Here is a 14,959-nt window from a genome sequence, read left to right on the forward strand (position 1 = left end):
CTTGCGGGAGACCGCGGGCGCGTTTTTGTTTACGCTGCGCAATATCGCTTCGCATGCCGAAATGTCATTCAAGGCTCGCACTTCGCGTGCGGCGAAATACTGAGCATGGGACAGGCGGCTTGCGGTGCCTCGCGCGAAAAATCTGCCTGACAAAATCTGCCTTACAATCGGTCTCCACCCTGACAAGCACGTCACGCGCGAACATGAACGAGCGTAAGTCATCCGGCCTCGCCGACCGGATTTATAGCGACATCCTCAACAGCATCATCGAAGGCGAGTTCAAGGAGGGCGACCGGCTCCTCACCGAACACGCGCTCGCGGAACGATTCGCCACCTCGCGTCCGACCGTGCGCGAGGCGCTCGCGCGGTTGCGCGCAGACGGCATCATCGTGACGCGGCGCGGATCGGGAACGATCGTGGGTCGCCGCCCCGATCCCGACGTGCGCCGCTTCGCTCCGCTGGAAACGCTATCCGACATTCGTCGCTGCTACGAATTTCGCGTGGTGACGGAGTCGGGCGCGGCGGAACTGGCCGCCGTCAAGGCCGAGGAGCAAGACATCCGCGCGATTCAGGACGCGTGGGATCAGCTCGAACGCGTCGTCGAAACGCAGGAGGGCATCGGCGCGAAAGACGATTTCGCGTTTCATCTCGCGGTCGCGCGAGCGTCTAAAAATCAGTTCTTCATCACCGTGCTGTCGTTCATCGAAGAACAGGTCGAAGTCAGCATGAACCTGTCACGCAACCTGTCGTACGTGAAGACGCTCGAACGCCAGCGTCTCGTTCAGAGAGAGCATCGCGAAATCCTTGAAGCGATCCGCGCGCGCGATTCCGCCCGAGCCGGGCAAGCGATGAAGGCGCACCTCGAGAACGCGGTCGAGCGCATGTTCGGTGAATAATTTCGACCCGACAGTTGTCACACAACCTTAGCCAACTTGCGATAAACCGGCTCCCTCCCGGCAAAGTTGTTTGACAACTTTAACCCGCCTTGCTACCTTCTGCGGACCTTTTCCGTCGATTCAGCGAGGCGTCATGAATACCGATCCCATCGTCGTCAGCGAGTTTTCCGCATCCGTCATGGCGGTGCCGCCCCTGGCGCGTCGCCCGGATTATTCGCTCGATCCCAAAGCCAACCGCAGGCTGATCGCTCACATCGAGGCCGGCGGCGTGTCCACGCTGCTTTACGGCGGCAACGCGAATCTGTACCACGTCGCCGTCAGCGAGTTCCGGGAGTTGCTTGACATGCTGGCCGGGTCGGCTGGTCCGCGGACTCGCGTCATTCCGGCCATCGGCCCTGACTACGGGAAGATGCTCGATCAGGCGCGCATCCTCGCGCAGACGGGCTACCGCACCGCGATGATCCTGCCGCTCGCGGGTTTCACCACGCCGGAGGGCGTCGCGCACGGCCTCAGACGTCTTGCCGATGTGGCCGGCATGCCGTTCACGCTCTATATCAAGAGCGAGAGTTACATCGACGTGGACAGGCTTGCCGGCCTCGTCGATGACGGCACGCTGCTCGCGGTGAAATACGCGATTCAGCGGGCCAATCCAGCGGACGACGGCTATCTGCGGCGCTTGCTCGAAAGCGTGCCGGCGTCGAAGGTCGTGTCGGGCATGGGCGAGCGCCCCGCGCTGGTTCACACGCGCGACTTCGGTCTCGCGTCATGGACGACCGGCTCGGGATGCATCGCGCCGCACGCAGTGATGGCGCTGCTGCGCGCCGCGAAAGCAGGCGGCACCGGGGCCGATTCCATCTACGAGCACTTTATGCCGCTCGAAACCCTTCGCGACGAAGTCTCGCTGATCCGCGTTCTGCACGACGCCGTGACCTTATCGGGCATCGCCGACATGGGCCCGATACTGCCGCTGCTGAGCGCGTCGCCCGAAGCTGCGTTGCCGGCCATCGAACGTGAAGCGCGCGCGCTGCTCGCATTCGATGAAACCCTCCGCGTTTCCGGGAAACGTGCAGGAAACCCCAGTTAAATACAGGTTAAAGCGGGAGGTAACAAGCGCTCGGGGTATATCCCGAGACGGCTTGCAAAGCGCTATCGGCAGAGGAAAAAAGGCGGTTCGGCTGTTTCGGTAACAGCATCGGCGGGTTGCGATTTGCTTGACATCCTATAACCTCGTTAGCTATTTTTCAGCATCCAAGCCGCAACGAGGACGCACGCGCACGATAGACACGCAAGAATCAGAACGAAGTACAAACAGGCCGGCGATCAACACAATCGACAACATCGACGATCCGACCGGACCTCTTCCCGACCAGCGGTTGCGAGAGAAGTGAGGAGACAACATGGCTTTCAAGGCAGGACTGTCAGTGAAACTGGCGGCGATTTGCGTCGCCGTGAGCGCGGCTTTCGGCACGAGCGCGGCCCACGCGGCCGATCCCGTGTCGATCAACATCGTCGACGTTGCAGGCAATCTGCAACTGACGCAAAAGGGCTTCGAGGCGTTCAAGGCCAAGTATCCGGACCTCGTGTCCAGCATCACGTTCACGAATGCGCCGGCGCCGCAACTGCCGGGCAAGATCAAGGCGATGCAGGCGGCGGGGCGCTCGGACATCGACCTCGTCGTGACGGGCACCGACGCGCTCGCGGCCGGCATTCAGCAAGGTCTGTGGGAGAAGCTTCTGCCCGACAACGCCAAGGCATTCCCCGGCGTGCTCGACAAGTACGCGCCCGGTCCGCGCAAGATGCAGGACATCGCGCAGGGCTACGGTCTGGAAGTGACGTACATGCCAGCGGGTCCGCTGCTCGAATACAACCCGGCCAAAGTCACCGATGTCCCCAAGACGCCGGATCAACTGCTCGCGTGGTGCAAGGCGCATCCGAACAAGCTGATCTACGCGCGTCCGGCCAACTCCGGTCCGGGCCGCACCTTCCTGATGGGCCTGCCGTACGTGCTCGGCGACAAGGACCCGATGGACCCGATCAACGGCTGGGACAAGACCTGGGCGTTCCTCAAGCAACTGAACGACTGCATTCCGTACTACCCGGGCGGCACGTCGGCGGTGATGAAGGAGCTGGGTGAAGGCACGCGCGACATGACCGTCACCGTGACGGGCTGGGACATCAATCCGCGCGCGCTCGGCATCGTGCCGGCGGAATTCAAGGTCGGCGCATTCGACAACATGACGTGGGTCAACGACGCCCATTACATGGTGATTCCGAAAGGCGTGCCGAAGGAAAAGCTCGACGTGCTCTACAAGCTGATGAACTTCATGCTCGAGCCGGCGCAGCAGGCGCTGACATATGACGATGGCTATTTCTATCCTGGCCCGGCGGTGAAGGACGTGCCGCTCTCGATGGCGCCCGCGAAGAGCCAGGAAGTCATCCAGAAGTTCGGCCGTCCGGAATACGCGAAGCTCCTCGCCGACCGTCCGCACGTACTGCCGCTGAACGCGCAGGCGATGGTCGCCGCGTTCCAGAAATGGGACCGCGAAATCGGCGCGGCGAAGACGAAGTAAGTCGACGTATCGGTGTGATGAGACGGCGACGTTCCTCGCGAGGAGCGTCGCCGCTTGTACAAAAAAGCGCAGGAAATGTCATGAAGCACACTTTTGAGCAGTTGCGCCTCGACTCGGTCTCGCGCAGCTTCACCAACGCCGAAGGTCAGCAACTCGCGGCGTTGAAGGGACTCGATCTGAACATCCAGCGCGGCGAGTTCATCGCACTGCTCGGACCGTCGGGCTGCGGCAAGTCGACCGCGCTGAACTGCATCGCCGGATTGCAGCCGTTGACCGGCGGCGGCATCTGGCTCGACGACAAACGTATCGACGTGCTGCCGCCCGAAAAGCGCGGCTTCGGCATGGTCTTTCAGAACTACGCGCTCTTTCCGCACATGTCGGTGCTGGACAACGTCGGTTTCGGATTGAAGATGCGCGGGGTATCCAAGGCCGAAGCGACGAAGCGGGCGAAAGCCGCGTTGCAACTCGTGCAACTGATCGGCCACGACGCCAAGCTGCCCGGTCAGCTTTCCGGCGGCCAGCAACAGCGCGTGGCGATCGCGCGCGCGATCGTCATCGAACCGCCGCTCGTTTTGATGGACGAGCCGCTCTCTAACCTCGACACCAAGTTGCGCATCGAAATGCGCGCCGAGATTCGCCGCATCCACGGCAAGCTGGAGCGCGCGACGATCTACGTCACGCACGATCAGGACGAAGCGCTCTCGATGGCCGATCGCATCGTCGTGATGAAAGAGGGCGTCGTGCAGCAGGTCGCGTCGCCGAAGGAAGTCTATTCGCGTCCGAAGAACCTGCACGTCGCGCGGTTCATGGGCTTTCGCAATGTCGTGCAGGCGACGCTCGAAGGCACGCAGGGCGATTGCGTCGCGGTGAACGCGAACGGCGTCAGGCTGCTCGGCACGCCGATGGAAGGCTTCGACAGCAAGCGCGTTGCGGTCGCGCTGCGTCCGGAAGACATGGAGCGCGTCGCGCCCGGCACGGAAAACGCGTTCGACGCGCACGTCGAAGTCGTCGAGTACGGCGGACGCGATTCGCTCATCATCATCGATACGGCGTTCGGCAAGCTCTGGGCGCGCATCGCGGGCGAATGCAGCGAAGGCGAGCGCATCACGCTGCGCGTCGCGCCTTCGAAGACGCTCGTGTACGGAGAAGAAAAATGATCGCGCTTCCCGCGCAGCGCGATCCGAAGGGCTGGCTCGTAGCGCCCGCGCTCATCTTCATTCTCGCGCTGTTCATCTATCCGTTCGCCTACGGGCTGATGCTGTCGTTCAATCCGATGAACGGCGGCGGCATATGGGCGAACTACGTCACGTTCTTCACCGATTCGTCGATGTGGCCGACGATCATCGTCACGCTCAAGCTCGCCGTGCCCGCGACGATCATCAACGTCGGCGTATCGGTGCCCGTCGCGTTCGCGCTGCGCCGCACGTCGCCGTGGCAGAAGTTCGCGACGACGCTGCTCGTCGTGCCGGTGACGCTCGGCACCGTGCTGATCGCCGACGGCATGCTCACGTACTTCAGTCCGAACGGCTGGTTCCCGCAGGCGTTGCAGGCGCTGCATCTCTACGGCGATGAAGTGCGTCTCACGCACAACTACTGGGGCGTGCTGATTTCGCTGATCGTGTCGGGATTTCCGTTCGCGTTTCTGCTGACGCTTTCGTACGTGACCGGCATCGATCCGACGCTCGCGCGCGCGGCGGCCACGCTCGGCGCGAATCCGTGGCAGCAGTTCCGTCAGATCTATCTGCCCTTGCTGTTGCCCGGCCTCACGATGACCGCGTGTCTCTCGTTCGTGCAGGCGTTCTCGGTGTTTCCGTCGGCGGTGCTGCTCGGCGCGCCGGCCGGCCCGACGCGCGTGATCTCGATCGCCGCATCGGAGGCTGCGTTCGAAAACTACGACTACGCGCTTGCATCGACCATCGCGATCGTGATGGGCTTCGTGCAGTTGCTCGTGGTCGGCGGCATGCTCGGCGCGCGCCGCTTCTTCTATACGGGTCCGGTGACGGGAGGCAAGGGATAATGACGACCGATAACCGCGCGGCGTCCGGCTGGCAGGCCGGCGCCCCGACTCGAAGCACGGGCAAACAGATGAAACAGCAAGCGAGCCTGCGCGCCAGGCTATGGAAGTTCTTCGTCTGGACGACGATGGCCTTCTTCCTCGTCAACGTGCTGCTGCTGATCGCGACGGTCGCCGTGAATTCGGTGGCGACGCGCTGGTTCGGCACGCTGCTGCCGCAAGGCTTCACGCTGCACTGGTACGCGCAGGCGTGGAGCGACTTCCAGCTTTCGAGCGTGCTGCTCGTGACGCTCGAAGTGGTCGGCGCGGTCGTGCTGCTGTCGATCGCGCTCGGCGTGCCCGCCGCGTATGCGCTCGCCCGGGTGCAATTCCCCGGCAAGCGTTTCGCGATGCTCGTCTTCCTGCTGCCGCTGATGGTGCCGCCCGTGACCTACGGCATCCCGATGGCGACGGTCATGTACAAGTTCCATCTCGCGGGCACGCTGACCGGCGTGATCCTCGCGAACCTGGTGCCTGCGCTGCCGTTCGTCATTCTCGTGATGACGCCGTTCATCGAGCAGATCGATCCGAATCTGGAATCGGCCGCGCGCATCTTCGGCGCGAACACGGCGAAGTATTTCCGCTACGTGCTGCTGCCGCTGCTCGTGCCGGGCATGCTGGCTGCCGGCTTGCTGGTGCTGGTGCGGACCATCGGCATGTTCGAGCTGACGTTCTTCACCGCCGGTCCGACGACGCAGACGCTCGTCGTCGCGCTGTACTATGCGGTGTTCTCGACGGGCGTGCGCGCGCCGCAGTCCATCGACGCGATGGCGATGATCTACATGGCCATCACGATGATCTGGGTGCTGATCGCGTTGCAGTTCGTGAGCCCGACGCAGCTCGTGTCGCGCGTGAAGGAACAGAAGCAGTGACGAAATTTCGTGCAGTTGGAGAGCTGAACGCGGAACCGCGCCTGAGTATCGCGAGCGGGCCGCATGTGATCGAAATCGCGCCGATGGCGGGCGGGCGCATCACGCGCTTCGCCACGCGGGATGCGCGCGGATTGCATGACTGGCTCGCGCCGGTGACAGTCGCGAGCTGGTCTTGCGATGCGTGGCCCAAGGGCGGCAGCTATCCGCTCGTGCCGTTTTCGAATCGCGTGCGCGATGCGCGTTTTCCCGCGCCGGACGGTTCCGTCGTCGAACTGGCGACGTTTCCAGGCATGACGCACGCATTGCATGGATTCGGCCAGTACGCGGCGTGGAGCGTCGAGTTGCACGAGGCGGATTGCGTCGTGATGCGTTACACGCACGGCGAGGGCGAGCACGGCTGGCCGTGGGCGTTCGAGGCCGTGCAACTGATCGAGGCCAATGCGGATGGCGCGCGGCTGTCGATGCGTGTCGCGAACCGGTCGTCGAGCCCGATGCCGGTCGGCCTCGGTTTTCATCCGTATTTCGGCGCGCTGGAAGCCGAACTCCATACGACGACGCATTGGCGTCACGAAGCCGAAATCGCGATCGAGCCGACGGACGAACGTCCCGCGCTTCTCCACCAACGCGAGACGGAAGGGTACACGCGCTATCTGAGCGGCTGGGACGGCCGTGCGACGCTGCATTACGCCGACGGCCGCACGCTCGGATTGATCGCCGACGACGCGCTCGGTCACGTCGTCGTGCATTGTCCGGCCGGGGCGGGTTATCTGTGCGTCGAACCGGTGTCGCACGTGAGCGACGGCTTCAATCTCGCGGCGCAGGGCTTGCGCGGGACGGGCATCGCCGTCATCGAGCCAGGTAGTGAAATACAGGCGTCGCTCTCGATGGCAGCCGGCGCGAACCCGGCCCGGCACGACGGCGCCGCCGCCTGACGCGCGCTTCGACACAGGCGCGCTCGCGGACCGCGCGGCAGCGCGATGCGTTCGCGGGCAGCACGCCCCCGACGATGCAAATATCCGTGTTCATGGCGCACCTCCATCGACTCAGCGCGTGAGCGGCATCGAAAAGAACGATTCGACGAGATCGACGATGCGCCACGTCGCGCAAGGCCGGCGGCAATGGGCGTCGAAACCGGCGTCCTTGAGCGTCTGCACCGGATCGGCGGGCCACACGTTGCTCATCGCGACGAGCAGGCGGCCGGTGACATCGCCGTCCGTACTCAACGTGCGCAGAAAGACGTAGCCGGATTCGTTGTCAAGGCTCGTGTCGAGAAGCAGCGCGTGCGGATGCCAGCTATTGACCAGCGCGCGCACCGACTTCAGATCCTGCGAAAGGATGACCTGCAAGCCTTTGAGCCGAAGTTGCACGGCGAGCGAATCGCCGATCGACTTGTCCTTGTGGGCGATCAGCACACGGCGCGATGCGTCTCCGGTACGCGCCCGCTTGATGCGCCACAATGCGAATTCGCTTTCGCTGGCGGCCAGACGGCTTGACATCTCATCCTCCATTCTCGTTTTGGGTTACGTGGTGATTCGACTGCGTTCAGTTTCGGCCGAACGTGCCGGTCGCTAAACCCGGCGCGGGAGGGGAACGTGGGAGATTTTGGGAGACTGCCGAATGTATCCCTGCGAAAGGAGGGTGGAAGTCGGGCAAGGCGCGCGTAATATCGGAACCGTTCTCGGAGCGTCGCAATGGAAAATGGCTATTTCAAAACTGTGTTGCTAGTAGAGGACGAAGGGCTCACCAGGAGCGCGATGAAAAGCCTGATCCTGGCGAACGAGCCTTTGCTCGAAATCGACGAAGCCGATGGAGTCGAGCAGGCGAAAGCCAAGCTTTCCGCCAATACCTACGATCTGATGTTTCTCGACTACCACTTGCGCGGCCAGGCGACCGGCATGGATCTGCTCAACTGGATCCGCGAAGAAGAACGCGAGGTCCAGACGATCATGCTGTCGGCGCAGGATGACCGCGACACGGTGCTCGAATGCATCAAGAACGGCGCGTGCGGATTCATCTCGAAGGGCAGCGAGCAGGGCGCGGGCGTGTTTCGCGAGGCGCTGAAAACGATCCTGAACGGGCGCGTCTATTTGCCGAATACGGTGCTGGGCAAGGGCGGCCACAGCCCGAAGCCGGTTTCGCCGCACGCGGGCGTGACGATCGAATCGCTCGAACTGCCGCCGCGCCTGACCGAGACGCTGCGCTATCTGCTGCAAGGGCTGTCGAACAAGGCGATCGCGCGAAAGATGAACATCAGCGAAAACACCGCGAAGGAATATTCGAGCGATCTGCTCGCGCGCTTTCACGTGACGCGGCGAACGTTTCTAATCGTCGAAATGGCGCGGCGCGGGATCGAAATGCCGATGAGCAATACGTCGTCGGCCTCCTGAGCCTCCCGTTTCTCTTCCTCGACGCGGGCGCACCGAAAGGGCGTCCGCGTCGTCTTTTTTTCATCGGTCCGATGAATCATCCCGGGGATGGTAAGGTAGAGCCCGGACTAAATTTGAGATGGGGTCAGCGTAGGTGATTCGCAGGATGACGTTCACGAAAATGCAAGGCGCCGGCACGGCATTCACGGTGACAGCGGCGCTGCTTCTTGGCGCATGTGCGCCGCTTCCGCAGCAGAACGACACGGACGCGGCCGCGGCGGCATCGGCGGCATCGGCCGCGCAAGCGGCTCAGGCGGCGGTCAAGGCGCCCGTCGCGCCGGCGCCGCCGGGGGAAAGGCGCATCATGGTCGGCACCGCGAACGGCTATCACCTGATGCTCAAGACGACGCCGCCATCGCAAGTCTGCGACGACAACGCGTTCGCCGACGGCGTGCGCTACGGCTATGCGCTGACATGGAACCGGCTCGTCAGCGAAGACGTGCGCAACGGCGGCAAGGCGAAGCGCAAGTTCGACGCATCGGCCGTTCATTCCCAGGACGATCAATACAAGATCCAGTGGGAAGGAAAGGAGCGCGTCAACGCGTGCGCGTCGGATGGTTATCTGATCGGGCGTGTCGTCGGGACGCATCTCGCCGGCGTCGACATGCGCAACGGCAAGCCCTCCTGAAGCGCGGAAACCGGGTTTAATCGCAGGTGTGCGTCGCGGTGACGTAGCGGCCGGCCGCCGCGATGTCGCCGTAGATCGTGTAGCCCGTGCCGTTCGCCGACGCCTGCGCGATGACGAGCACCAGTGACTGGCTCGTCAGGCCGCCGCTGGGCACGGAGACGGCCAGCGTGTCGGAGCTCGGCGAGTATTCGCGCACGCGCGGCGCGATCGGCGTCCATTTTTCCTTCACGCAGCGGATGAACTCGTACGGCTTGTACTGCGACGTGCCCGACCCGAACGGGACGGTCTTGAGCAGGGCGTCGTCGGTCGAAACGCAGGCGCTCAGGGCGCACGCGCTGATGGCGGCGAACAAGATCGATGTGGTTTTTCTCATGATTCCGATGCCTTTTTCTGTAGTATCCGCTTAAGCTACCGACCCGCGTCTATTCGATGCCCGACAAGCTTCACGGCCGTCGATCCTAACCGTTTCCCTGACAAACCGTAAAGCATGGGCGACCGCTCGTTCGTGCCGGTCGCGCTGTCCGGAACTCCGCGCCAGATCTGAAAGCCAGCTTTCGATCCGTAGTTTTCCCAATATTGGTCAAGTCGGGTCAACCATGGCCGTTATATAGGCGTTTCACACGTTGAAGCCTTTTGTATGGCGCGAGCGCGGGCGGCGGGAGCCGAAATGGCGCTCTCCGTCCGCGCGAAGTCCCGGCAATGCGTGGACCCCGATAACCTTGACGTACCGTTGCCGTCGTCGATTCGCTGACGAAACGCAGCGTGAGCCAGTTTCATAGAACGCATGTCTCGCACAAAGTTGCTCGCCCGGCTTCGCGCCATTTCCCCGATCGGACGTTTGTCCGGCGGCGTCGATCTTCAGCGGCTCGCCGCGCCCGTGCTCACGGTCGTCATCTGCGTGCTGCTGCTCGTCGTCTTCCAGCATCTTTCGCACTCGGTCGATTACAAGTCGGTCATGCACTCGCTGCGCATGATGACGGCGCAAGCGTGGTTCGCCGCGCTGTTCGCCACCGCGCTTAGCTTCGCCGCGCTCGTCGGGCGTGACGCCGTGGGGCTGCGTCACATCGGCGTCGCGGTGCCGCGGTCTTTGTTGTGGGTCGGCGCGACGGTCGGTTCGGCGCTCGGCAACGTGACCGGTTTCGGCGCGCTGACGGGCGGCGCCGTGCGTTGCCGCGTGTACGGCGCGGCCGATGTCACGCCCGCGCAAGTCGGCCGTCTGACGATTTTCACGAGCATCACGCTCGCGCTGTCCCTCGCGTTCATGGCCGCCGCCGGCATGCTGTTCGGCGCGGAGACGCTCTCCGGCATGATGCACCTGCCGCCGGCCGCGTTGTGCGCGACCGGCGCGGCGCTGCTCGCCGTTTTCGCCGCGATGGTCATCGTCTGCGGCCGCGAGCCGCGCACTTTGCACTCGCGCTGGAAGTGGCTGTCGTTCACCGTGCCGGCGCGCCGCGATTTCGTCGCGCAGGCCGCGCTCGCCGTCGTCGATGTGTTCGGCGCCGGACTCGCGCTCTGGGCGCTCCTGCCGAATCCCCAGGTCGGCTTCGGCGAATTCATGACGGTCTTCTCGGCGGCGATGCTGCTCGGCATGATCGGCCATACGCCGGGCGGCGTCGGCGTGTTCGAGGCGGCGATGGTCTTCGCGCTCGGCGGCAGCGCACAGACGCCGGACGTCGTCGCCGCGCTGCTCGCGTATCGCGCGATCTACTTCGGCTTGCCGCTGATCCTGTCGGCCGGCGTCATGGCCGCCTTCGAAGGCCGCGCGCTGAAAGGCCGCTTCAATTTTCTGAGCCCGCATCACGTTTCGCAGCTTGCGCCGTTGTTCCTGTCGATCGTCACGTTCGCGGCAGGCTCGATGCTCGTCATCTCGGGCGCGACGCCCGCGTTCAAGATGCGTATCGCGCTGTTGCAGACCATCGTGCCGCTTTGGGTGCTGGAAAGCTCGCAACTGCTCGGCTCGGTGCTCGGCGTGCTGCTGCTGTTCGTCGCGCGCGGTCTCATGCGCCGCCTCGACGCCGCCTGGTGGCTCGCGCTGATTCTCGCGGTGGCCAACCTCGCGCTGTCGCTCGCGAAAGGTCTCGCGTTCGTCGAAGTGGGCGTGCTCGCGTTTCTCGTCGTGCTGCTCGTGCTGACGCGCGAGCGCTTCAATCGCCGTTCATCGCTCTTCGCCGAGCGTTTCACCGCGACGTGGCTCATTTCGATCGGCGTCGTGATGGCGCTCGCCGTGTGGATCATGTTCTTCGCCTTCCGCGACGTGCCTTATAGCCGCGATCTCTGGTGGCAGTTCGCATTCGACGAGCGCGCCCCGCGTGCGCTGCGCGCGACGCTCGCGGCGGCGCTGTTCGCGTCCGCGTTCGCGGTGTGGCAACTGCTGCGCCCGGCGGCGGGCCGCTTCGTGAAGCCCGCGCCGCAGGATCTCGCCGATGCCGCACGCATCCTGCGCGCGCAGGAACGCAGCGACGCCGGCCTCGCGATGATGGGCGACAAGAGCTTCCTCTTCTCCGAGTCGCGCGAAGCCTTTCTGATGTACGCGAAACACGGCCGCACGTGGGCCGCGCTGCACGATCCGGTCGGTCCGCGCCGCGAGTGGGCCGAACTGATCCGCAAGTTCGTCGAGCTCGCGCACGCGCACAACGGCCGCGCGGCGTTCTATCAGGTGCGCGCCGATGCGCTGCCGCTCTATCTCGACGCCGGCCTCACGCTGATGAAGCTCGGCGAGGAAGCGCATGTCGCTCTGTCCGACTTCGATCTGAAGGGCTCGCATCGCTCGCATTTGCGCTATGCGATCAAACGGGGCGAGCGCGACGGTCTGGACACCGAAGTCATCGGACCGGAGCGCATCGGAGCAAGCATGCCGATGTTGCGCGCCATCTCCGACGACTGGCTCGGCAGCCGCTCGGCGCGCGAGAAGAGCTTCTCGGTCGCGGCGTTCAACGAGGAATACCTCGCGGCGCAGTCGGTGCTGCTCGTGCGCCAGCAGGGCGAGCCGGTCGCGTTCGTCACTTTCATGACGACCGACATGAACACCGAAGCGACCGTCGGCGTGATGCGCCATGTTTCGGCCGCGTCGCCCTACGCGATGGAATATCTCTTCACCAAGCTCGCGCTGCATCTGAAGGAAGCGGGTTTCAAGTCGCTGTCGCTCGGCATTGCGCCGCTGTCGGGCATGGAGCCGACGCCGCTCGCATCGCCGTGGCATCGGATGGCCGGACTGGTGTGGCGCTTCGGCGGCCGTTTCTACAACTTCCGCGGTCTGCGCGGATTCAAAAGCAAGTTCCAGCCGCGCTGGGAGCCGCGCTATCTGGCGGCGTCCGGCTCGGTCGGCGTATTTTTCACTTTGGCGGATCTTTCGCTCCTCGCGGGCGGCTGGCGTTCATGAAATTCCTTTGCAAGAAAGCGGCGGCGCTCGTGGTGGCCGCCGTCTGTGGTGTGTCCGTGACGGGTATGGCGCATGCCGCCGAGTCGATCTCCGGCGGACGTTACGGTCAGGTCCAACTCACGAAGCCTGCGGGCGACATGACCGGCTTCGTCGTGCTGTTTTCCGAGAAGAGCGGCTGGACGCCGGCCGATCAGCAGGCCGCCGATGCGCTCGCCGCCAAGGGCGCGATGGTCATCGGCGTCGACACGCCGCGCTATGCCGCGCGCCTCGCCGCCGACAAGACCGAGAAGTCCTGCCACAACCTCGTCGGCGATGCGGAAAACATGAGCCATCAGCTCGAACGCACCGTTCAGTCGAATCGATATTTTTCGCCGATTCTCGTCGGCACCGGGCAGGGCGCGATGGTCGCGGAAAGCGCGCTGAAGCAGGCGCCGGACAACACCGTCGCGGGCGCGGTCTCGCTTGCGGCCGACCCGATGCTCGACCCGCGTTTCAATCCGTGCGCGCCGGATGCGACCATCATTCACGCAAAGGGTTTGCCGGGCTTCTTCGAATACACGGCCGTGCTGGAAGCGAACCGCTCGAAGGCCGACGCGCTCGTCGCGATGACGGTGCCGCGTCTGAAAAAAGCCGGGCGTCCGACCGAGAACGATGTCTCCGATCTCCCGCTGATCGAACTGCGCGCCGCGCAACCGACCGACTTGCTGGCGATCGTGATTTCCGGCGACGGCGGCTGGCGCGATCTCGACAAAACGATGGCGCTGGCGCTGCAACGCGATGGCGTGTCGGTGATCGGCCTCGACTCGCTGCGTTACTTCTGGAGCGAGAAGTCGCCGCAGCAAACCGCCGACGATTTGGCGCGAATCATCCGCACGTACAACGCGCGCTGGCATACGAGCCATGTCGCGCTCGTCGGCTATTCGTTCGGCGCGGACGTGATGCCGTTCGCGTACAACCGTCTGCCGGACGCAGTCCGCGCGCAGGTGTCGTATATCTCGCTGATGGGCTTCGCGCCCGACGCCGACTTCCAGATTCGCGTGACGGGCTGGCTCGGCATGAAGGCGAGCGACAAGGCGCTGAAGGTGCGGCCGGAATTCGACAAACTGCCGCCATCGATGGTGCAGTGCATCTACGGCGCGAACGAAGAAGACACGCTGTGTCCCGCGCTGACGAAGACGGGCATCGAAGTGGTGAAGCTGCCGGGCGATCATCACTTCGGCGGCGACTACGATGTGCTCGCGCGGCGGATTCTCGCGGGCTGGCGCAAGCAGATCGCGGCGCGGCAGCAATAAGGCAGCGCCGCGACCGGCTTACTTGAGCGGGCCGAGATAGTCCCGCTTGCCGATCGGCGCGCCGAGATGGCGCAGGATGTCGTGGGTCGTGACGACGTGGAAATAGAAGTTCGGCAAGCCGAAGCCGAACAGATAATCGTCGCCTGAGAACGAAGGCGAGAAATCCGGGAACTTCAGCGTGACGGTGCGCGTTTCGCAGCCGGCGAGCGAAGCCTTGTCGATGCTCTTCAGGAACGCGATCGTCTTCTCGATGCGCGCCTGCAGCGCCGGAAAGCTGTCCTCGTTGTCCTCGAAGCGCGGCGCCTCGATGCCCGCGAGACGCGCCGCCGAGAGCTTCGCCGTGTCGCTCGCGCGCTGGATCTGCGCGGCGAGCGGCAGCATGTCGGGCGCGAGGCGCGCGTTGATCACATCGGCGTGAGCGAGGCCTTTTTCATCGGCGAAGGCGGCGCCTTTCTTCAGCAGATCCGCGCAGACTTCGAGTCCGCGAATGAAGACCGGAATCGATGCGCGATACATCGTGAGGGACATGGGTTGCGCTCCTTGAGGTTTGAATTCGACAACGACAGGGGTCACAAGCATAGCGCCGCGCCCGGTTGCCTGCTCGAATCGGCCGGAGTCACTCACGAACGGGAAGCCTGCGCATGCCGCGCTTCCCACGCGCGCACGTCGGCCTCGTAGCGCTCCAGCGCTTCCCTGTACAACTCGAACACGCACTGATTGCAGCCGCTGCGGCAGCAGTCTTCCGGCAGCGGACGCTCGGGCGGCGTCGGGCGAGGATCGTCGGCGGGGCGGGATGGATCGTTCATCGCTTCATTGTGCATCGGCTTCGCTGAGCGGACGCGG

General features: G+C 64.2%; 15 protein-coding genes. 11 read left to right on the forward strand and 4 right to left on the reverse strand.

The window, feature by feature from the left end; genetic code table 11:
* The first annotated feature begins 203 nt into the window (after nucleotides 1-203).
* From NCR93_RS16845 to NCR93_RS16875, 7 genes are all read left to right on the forward strand, one after another.
* Nucleotides 204-896: a FadR/GntR family transcriptional regulator gene (locus NCR93_RS16845; protein ID WP_008353427.1), complete on the forward strand. Its 693-nt coding sequence runs from the start codon at nucleotides 204-206 to the stop codon at nucleotides 894-896.
* Nucleotides 897-1,029: 133 nt separating this feature from the next.
* The gene (locus tag NCR93_RS16850) at nucleotides 1,030-1,980 is read left to right on the forward strand and encodes a dihydrodipicolinate synthase family protein (protein WP_175979311.1); all 951 of its coding nucleotides are present in this window, start codon (nucleotides 1,030-1,032) and stop codon (nucleotides 1,978-1,980) included.
* Nucleotides 1,981-2,293: 313 nt separating this feature from the next.
* Nucleotides 2,294-3,466, forward strand: coding sequence for an ABC transporter substrate-binding protein (locus NCR93_RS16855; RefSeq protein ID WP_008353424.1), 1,173 nt, complete (start codon nucleotides 2,294-2,296; stop codon nucleotides 3,464-3,466).
* An 80-nt stretch (nucleotides 3,467-3,546) separates the two neighbouring features.
* Nucleotides 3,547-4,623 (forward strand): ABC transporter ATP-binding protein, encoded by a 1,077-nt coding sequence (locus NCR93_RS16860; RefSeq protein ID WP_008353423.1) that lies wholly within the window; start codon nucleotides 3,547-3,549, stop codon nucleotides 4,621-4,623.
* On the forward strand, nucleotides 4,620-5,483 hold the full coding sequence (locus tag NCR93_RS16865) for an ABC transporter permease (RefSeq protein WP_175979312.1): 864 nt from the start codon (nucleotides 4,620-4,622) through the stop codon (nucleotides 5,481-5,483). The genes NCR93_RS16860 and NCR93_RS16865 overlap by 4 nt, the downstream gene beginning before the upstream one ends.
* Nucleotides 5,483-6,391, forward strand: coding sequence for an ABC transporter permease (locus NCR93_RS16870; protein WP_033536134.1), 909 nt, complete (start codon nucleotides 5,483-5,485; stop codon nucleotides 6,389-6,391). The genes NCR93_RS16865 and NCR93_RS16870 overlap by 1 nt, the downstream gene beginning before the upstream one ends.
* Nucleotides 6,388-7,323: an aldose epimerase family protein gene (locus NCR93_RS16875; RefSeq protein WP_175979313.1), complete on the forward strand. Its 936-nt coding sequence runs from the start codon at nucleotides 6,388-6,390 to the stop codon at nucleotides 7,321-7,323. The genes NCR93_RS16870 and NCR93_RS16875 overlap by 4 nt, the downstream gene beginning before the upstream one ends.
* A 111-nt stretch (nucleotides 7,324-7,434) precedes the next feature.
* Here the strand turns inward: NCR93_RS16875 and NCR93_RS16880 are convergent, their stop codons facing one another.
* Nucleotides 7,435-7,887 carry a response regulator gene (locus NCR93_RS16880; protein ID WP_008353416.1) on the reverse strand — a complete coding sequence of 151 codons (453 nt, stop codon included), beginning with the start codon at nucleotides 7,885-7,887 and terminating at the stop codon, nucleotides 7,435-7,437.
* Nucleotides 7,888-8,082: 195 nt separating this feature from the next.
* Between NCR93_RS16880 and NCR93_RS16885 the strand changes: the two genes are divergently transcribed.
* The gene (locus tag NCR93_RS16885; protein ID WP_033536135.1) at nucleotides 8,083-8,778 is read left to right on the forward strand and encodes a response regulator transcription factor; all 696 of its coding nucleotides are present in this window, start codon (nucleotides 8,083-8,085) and stop codon (nucleotides 8,776-8,778) included.
* Between the two features lie 145 nt (nucleotides 8,779-8,923).
* Entirely contained in the window at nucleotides 8,924-9,445 is a 522-nt protein-coding gene (locus tag NCR93_RS16890) for a hypothetical protein (RefSeq protein ID WP_008353414.1), read from the forward strand.
* A gap of 16 nt (nucleotides 9,446-9,461) precedes the next feature.
* On the opposite strand, the gene NCR93_RS16895 is transcribed toward NCR93_RS16890, so the two are convergent.
* The gene (locus NCR93_RS16895) at nucleotides 9,462-9,818 is read right to left on the reverse strand and encodes a hypothetical protein (protein ID WP_175979314.1); all 357 of its coding nucleotides are present in this window, start codon (nucleotides 9,816-9,818) and stop codon (nucleotides 9,462-9,464) included.
* A 411-nt stretch (nucleotides 9,819-10,229) separates the two neighbouring features.
* On the opposite strand from NCR93_RS16895, the gene mprF reads away from it, so the two are divergent.
* Together mprF and NCR93_RS16905 are read left to right on the forward strand one after the other, a co-directional pair.
* Nucleotides 10,230-12,824, forward strand: a complete 2,595-nt coding sequence (gene mprF / locus NCR93_RS16900; protein WP_175979315.1) for a bifunctional lysylphosphatidylglycerol flippase/synthetase MprF — start codon at nucleotides 10,230-10,232, stop codon at nucleotides 12,822-12,824.
* Nucleotides 12,821-14,116 carry a virulence factor family protein gene (locus NCR93_RS16905; RefSeq protein WP_175979316.1) on the forward strand — a complete coding sequence of 432 codons (1,296 nt, stop codon included), beginning with the start codon at nucleotides 12,821-12,823 and terminating at the stop codon, nucleotides 14,114-14,116. The genes mprF and NCR93_RS16905 overlap by 4 nt, the downstream gene beginning before the upstream one ends.
* Before the next feature lie 18 nt (nucleotides 14,117-14,134).
* On the opposite strand, the gene NCR93_RS16910 is transcribed toward NCR93_RS16905, so the two are convergent.
* Complete coding sequence (locus tag NCR93_RS16910) at nucleotides 14,135-14,644, reverse strand: DUF1993 domain-containing protein (protein ID WP_008353409.1); 510 nt, start codon at nucleotides 14,642-14,644, stop codon at nucleotides 14,135-14,137.
* A 92-nt stretch (nucleotides 14,645-14,736) separates the two neighbouring features.
* Nucleotides 14,737-14,922 carry an oxidoreductase-like domain-containing protein gene (locus tag NCR93_RS16915; RefSeq protein ID WP_372492483.1) on the reverse strand — a complete coding sequence of 62 codons (186 nt, stop codon included), beginning with the start codon at nucleotides 14,920-14,922 and terminating at the stop codon, nucleotides 14,737-14,739.
* Between the last annotated feature and the right edge of the window lie 37 nt (nucleotides 14,923-14,959).

Source organism: Caballeronia sp. ATUFL_F1_KS39 (assembly GCF_023630985.1).
GTDB lineage: Bacteria > Pseudomonadota > Gammaproteobacteria > Burkholderiales > Burkholderiaceae > Caballeronia > Caballeronia zhejiangensis.

Excerpts from the sequence above, each read along its gene's own strand:
- NCR93_RS16845 (WP_008353427.1), top strand. The coding sequence starts at position 204 with ATGAACGAGCGTAAGTCATCCGGCCTCGCCGACCGGATTTATAGCGAC.
- NCR93_RS16850 (WP_175979311.1), top strand. The coding sequence starts at position 1,030 with ATGAATACCGATCCCATCGTCGTCAGCGAGTTTTCCGCATCCGTCATG.
- NCR93_RS16855 (WP_008353424.1), top strand. The coding sequence starts at position 2,294 with ATGGCTTTCAAGGCAGGACTGTCAGTGAAACTGGCGGCGATTTGCGTC.
- NCR93_RS16860 (WP_008353423.1), top strand. The coding sequence starts at position 3,547 with ATGAAGCACACTTTTGAGCAGTTGCGCCTCGACTCGGTCTCGCGCAGC.
- NCR93_RS16865 (WP_175979312.1), top strand. The coding sequence starts at position 4,620 with ATGATCGCGCTTCCCGCGCAGCGCGATCCGAAGGGCTGGCTCGTAGCG.
- NCR93_RS16870 (WP_033536134.1), top strand. The coding sequence starts at position 5,483 with ATGACGACCGATAACCGCGCGGCGTCCGGCTGGCAGGCCGGCGCCCCG.
- NCR93_RS16880 (WP_008353416.1), bottom strand. The coding sequence starts at position 7,887 with ATGTCAAGCCGTCTGGCCGCCAGCGAAAGCGAATTCGCATTGTGGCGC.
- NCR93_RS16885 (WP_033536135.1), top strand. The coding sequence starts at position 8,083 with ATGGAAAATGGCTATTTCAAAACTGTGTTGCTAGTAGAGGACGAAGGG.
- NCR93_RS16890 (WP_008353414.1), top strand. The coding sequence starts at position 8,924 with ATGACGTTCACGAAAATGCAAGGCGCCGGCACGGCATTCACGGTGACA.
- NCR93_RS16895 (WP_175979314.1), bottom strand. The coding sequence starts at position 9,818 with ATGAGAAAAACCACATCGATCTTGTTCGCCGCCATCAGCGCGTGCGCC.
- mprF (WP_175979315.1), top strand. The coding sequence starts at position 10,230 with ATGTCTCGCACAAAGTTGCTCGCCCGGCTTCGCGCCATTTCCCCGATC.
- NCR93_RS16905 (WP_175979316.1), top strand. The coding sequence starts at position 12,821 with ATGAAATTCCTTTGCAAGAAAGCGGCGGCGCTCGTGGTGGCCGCCGTC.
- NCR93_RS16910 (WP_008353409.1), bottom strand. The coding sequence starts at position 14,644 with ATGTCCCTCACGATGTATCGCGCATCGATTCCGGTCTTCATTCGCGGA.
- NCR93_RS16915 (WP_372492483.1), bottom strand. The coding sequence starts at position 14,922 with ATGAACGATCCATCCCGCCCCGCCGACGATCCTCGCCCGACGCCGCCC.